The sequence below is a fragment of the Streptomyces sp. NPDC031474 genome, assembly GCF_055581185.1.
Window position 1 is genome coordinate 1 of record NZ_JBVIJX010000071.1, and the last position, 3095, is coordinate 3095.

The 3095-nt window shown below is 64.8% G+C and carries 2 protein-coding genes and 1 pseudogene; 1 reads left to right on the plus strand and 2 read right to left on the minus strand.

Going from position 1 to position 3095, the window contains the following annotated elements:
* Positions 1 to 211 precede the first annotated feature (211 nt).
* Positions 212 to 1176 (minus strand): annotated as a pseudogene (locus ACZ5SK_RS48435) (IS5 family transposase).
* Between the two features lie 295 nt (positions 1177 to 1471).
* On the opposite strand from ACZ5SK_RS48435, the gene ACZ5SK_RS48440 reads away from it, so the two are divergent.
* Positions 1472 to 1882: an Imm10 family immunity protein gene (locus ACZ5SK_RS48440; protein WP_334581539.1), complete on the plus strand. Its 411-nt coding sequence runs from the start codon at positions 1472 to 1474 to the stop codon at positions 1880 to 1882.
* Positions 1883 to 2308: 426 nt separating this feature from the next.
* Here the strand turns inward: ACZ5SK_RS48440 and ACZ5SK_RS48445 are convergent, their stop codons facing one another.
* On the minus strand, positions 2309 to 2734 hold the full coding sequence (locus ACZ5SK_RS48445; RefSeq protein WP_334581538.1) for an RICIN domain-containing protein: 426 nt from the start codon (positions 2732 to 2734) through the stop codon (positions 2309 to 2311).
* Positions 2735 to 3095 lie beyond the last annotated feature (361 nt).

Below are 3095 nucleotides of genomic sequence, written 5' to 3' on the forward strand. Positions count from 1 at the left end.
ATCACCGATCGCCTTCGAGAACGCCCTCCACCGCACACCAACTACGCTGGCACAAGCCGCATAACCCGTGTTCAGGATTCGGGGTCAAGGCCCGGCCACCGCAGACGACGCGGGAAGGCCGGCGGACGGCCGCCGGCCTTCGATCGCGAGGACTACAAGGCCCGCCATGCGGTCGAGTGCGGCATCAACCGGCGCCTGTGTGATGTTGTGATCAATCGGTTGGCTTCAGGAGGTCGTTGATCCAGATCATCGAGGCGCGGAGGTGGAGGCCGGCGAGGTAGCTCTCGGGCGTCTTGTCGTATCGAGTCGCGATGCCCCGCCAGGCCTTCAGCTTGTTGATCAGGCGGTCGACAATGTTCCGTTCCTTGTAGAGATCAGTGTCATGGCGTGTGGGTCGGCCACCCCGGATTCCTTTTCTCTTCCGGTTGGCGGCTTGGTCCTTCTTCTCCGGGATGACTGCCTTGATGTTGCGTTTCCGCAGGTAAGAGCGGTTGGCGCGGGATGAGTAGGCCTTATCCGCGGCGACAGCGTCAGGCCGGGTTCGAGGCCGGCCGACCGGCAGACGGACGCGCACCTTCTGCAGCACGGGGACGAACTGCGGGCTGTCGGCGGCCTGTCCTGCGGTCAGCACGAGGCATAACGGACGGCATTTGCGATCTGCGGCGAGATGAATCCTGCTCGTCAGCCCGCCGCGGGATCTGCCGGGCAGGGCGTGTTTCAAGCGGAGCTTGCGCCGTTGCCTGATGCGCCGTCGCTCTTCCCGCCCTGAGGCGTCCCGTCCGTCCTGCCCGTTCTGTTCTGGCGGGCGGCCCCCTTTTGCCGGGCTCGTTCCTGCTCGGCGGCGGCTTCTTCAAGGGCGTCCATGACCTCCTTGCCGATGCCCGTCCCGGCGGCGTCCTGGTGGGCTCGGGCGGTGGTGGAGTCCACGCTGACCAGGGACAAGTCCGCCTTCCCTTGGCGAGCGGCCTCGGCGATCACACCCTCCAGCAGTGCGGTGAAGACGCCCGCGTCCCTCCACACCCGGAAGCGGCCGTAGACCGTCGGCCACGGGCCGAACTCGGAGGGCATCTCACGCCACTGGGCGCTGGACCGCAACCGCCAGATCACCCCCTCGAACTGTTTCCGCAGCCGCCCGGGATACGGGCCGTACTCGCCTAGAGGCAGGTACGGCTCGATGAACTCCCGTTGCTCGTCGGTGAGTTAACTACGTGTCACACGCAGCGTCCTACCAGGTCCCGCCACCGCTCAGGACCAGAACCCGAGAATGATCACGACTTCACACAGGCCCTAGACCGACCGGGGGATGCGCCGTGGCTCGGCGAGTCGCTCGGTAGTCCGGTCAACACCTCGGTGCTTGCCGCCTGTTCTCTCGCCTATTACGAGCTGTTGCTTCCGATATCAATCAGTCGCGGTTCACCTGGCCTCGCCCCTTGAGTCCTGCCTCAGCTGAACGCCCTGATAGAACCCCGTCATGACATACCGGTTCACTGCTCGTGTCGCCACAACAGAGATCGACCCTGACGGCTACTTCACCGAGGCTGCTCTCGCCGAGGGGGAGGACGGAAGCGGATTCATCTTGATGTTCATGGCGGGCGAGGATGACCCAGATGATCAGGAGGTCGACTTGGGCATGGACACACACTGCCTGGCCACAGCCGGACAGGGGACCGCGTACGGCTGTGTGCGCGAAGCCGTTCTAACGGGCAACGTCCTCCACGTCTCGCTCGACCCTGAAGCGCTGGACGACCTGCGGTTGAGCGACAGCGAGATCGAAGCCGTCATTGAAGCCCCGGCCGAGGACGTCGTCCTGTTCCGAGACGTCCTCGCCCAGGTACTCGCCTTTGGACGTGCGGACGCTATCCCGATTCGTGTAGCCGTCTGAGTGGTCACCGGGGTCCGGTGGGGCGGGGGATTACGCGGAGAAATCGTGTGCCCGTTCCCGCGTGACAACCGGGTCGGGAGACGGGCACCGGCCCCGGTCGAAGTACGTCAGATGCTGGTAGGCAGGCTCCGGACGGGGCTGCGTTGGGGGCTGTTGTCGGTGCGCCAGTCCAGCTCGGTGTGCAGTTCGTGGATGACCTGGGCATAGACGGCGACGCGCTCGCGAAGCCGGCCGTTGTCCTCCCGAAGTGCGCGGGCGATGGCAACTTGATCGATCTGATGGCAGTGGCCACCACCTTCGTCCTCGGCCCGCCGGCTATCAGGCTACCGAACCCCCTTGCGTTGGCGGTCCCTCATCGAGGCCCCTTCGCACAGGGTCCCGGCAGCCAGAACGCTGCCAGGACCCGTAGTGCGGCGGGGCTGGAGGTCAGCCGAGGCGGAACTGCTGGTGCGGCTGGTCGCCGCCGGGCCACTGAACCAGTTCGGCGCTGTTGTCGGTGCTCTCACCGTTCACCGACAGGAACAGGCCGCTGTTGCGGTTCTGAAGCGCGAAGTAGCCGTTGTCCTTCTGGACCAGGCGCCACTCCTGGTGCGGCTTGGTCTCCCACTGCCACTGAACGATTTTCGCGCCGTTGGCGGTGCTCTCGCCGTTCACTGACATGGCCTTCTGGCTGTGCACGGCGCGCACTACGTAGTACTCGCCGGTGGTCGCCTCCAGGTTCCACTTCTGGTGGTCCTTGTTCTGGAAGACGTACTGGATGACGTCCGCGCCGTTGTCCGTCTTCTCGCCATTGACCGACACGGCCTTGTCACTGTGACGGGCGATCAGCGCCGCGGTGAACACAGCAGCCATAGATATTCCTCTCCCGGAGAGCCGGCCCAACGCCGGCAGTAGGCCCACTGACCGGGACCATGCCTTCACAATGGCGACTGCATCGGCTCTGGCGCTGGCCTGACAGCACCAAACCCCTCATATGAAGGCTGTGGGATCGAACCCAGCTCCAGGGGGCGCGGGTGTGCGCCTGGGGCCTGTTATGAAGGGATGAGGCACCGTGGCGGCGGGCCCAAACCGAAGGTCGGAACAGGCACTCACTGAAATCCCAGCAACAGTTGCTTGTGGCTAAGGGTTGTCCCGTAACTGCCGGTCACAGATGAGATGATCTTGCTGTGGCTGGTGTGATCACGGCGTCGGAGCCGTCCTGGATAGTCCCGTT

Bases quoted from the DNA above. Each gene is read 5' to 3' on its own strand.
- ACZ5SK_RS48445 (WP_334581538.1), bottom strand. From the start codon at position 2,734: ATGGCTGCTGTGTTCACCGCGGCGCTGATCGCCCGTCACAGTGACAAG.
- ACZ5SK_RS48440 (WP_334581539.1), top strand. From the start codon at position 1,472: ATGACATACCGGTTCACTGCTCGTGTCGCCACAACAGAGATCGACCCT.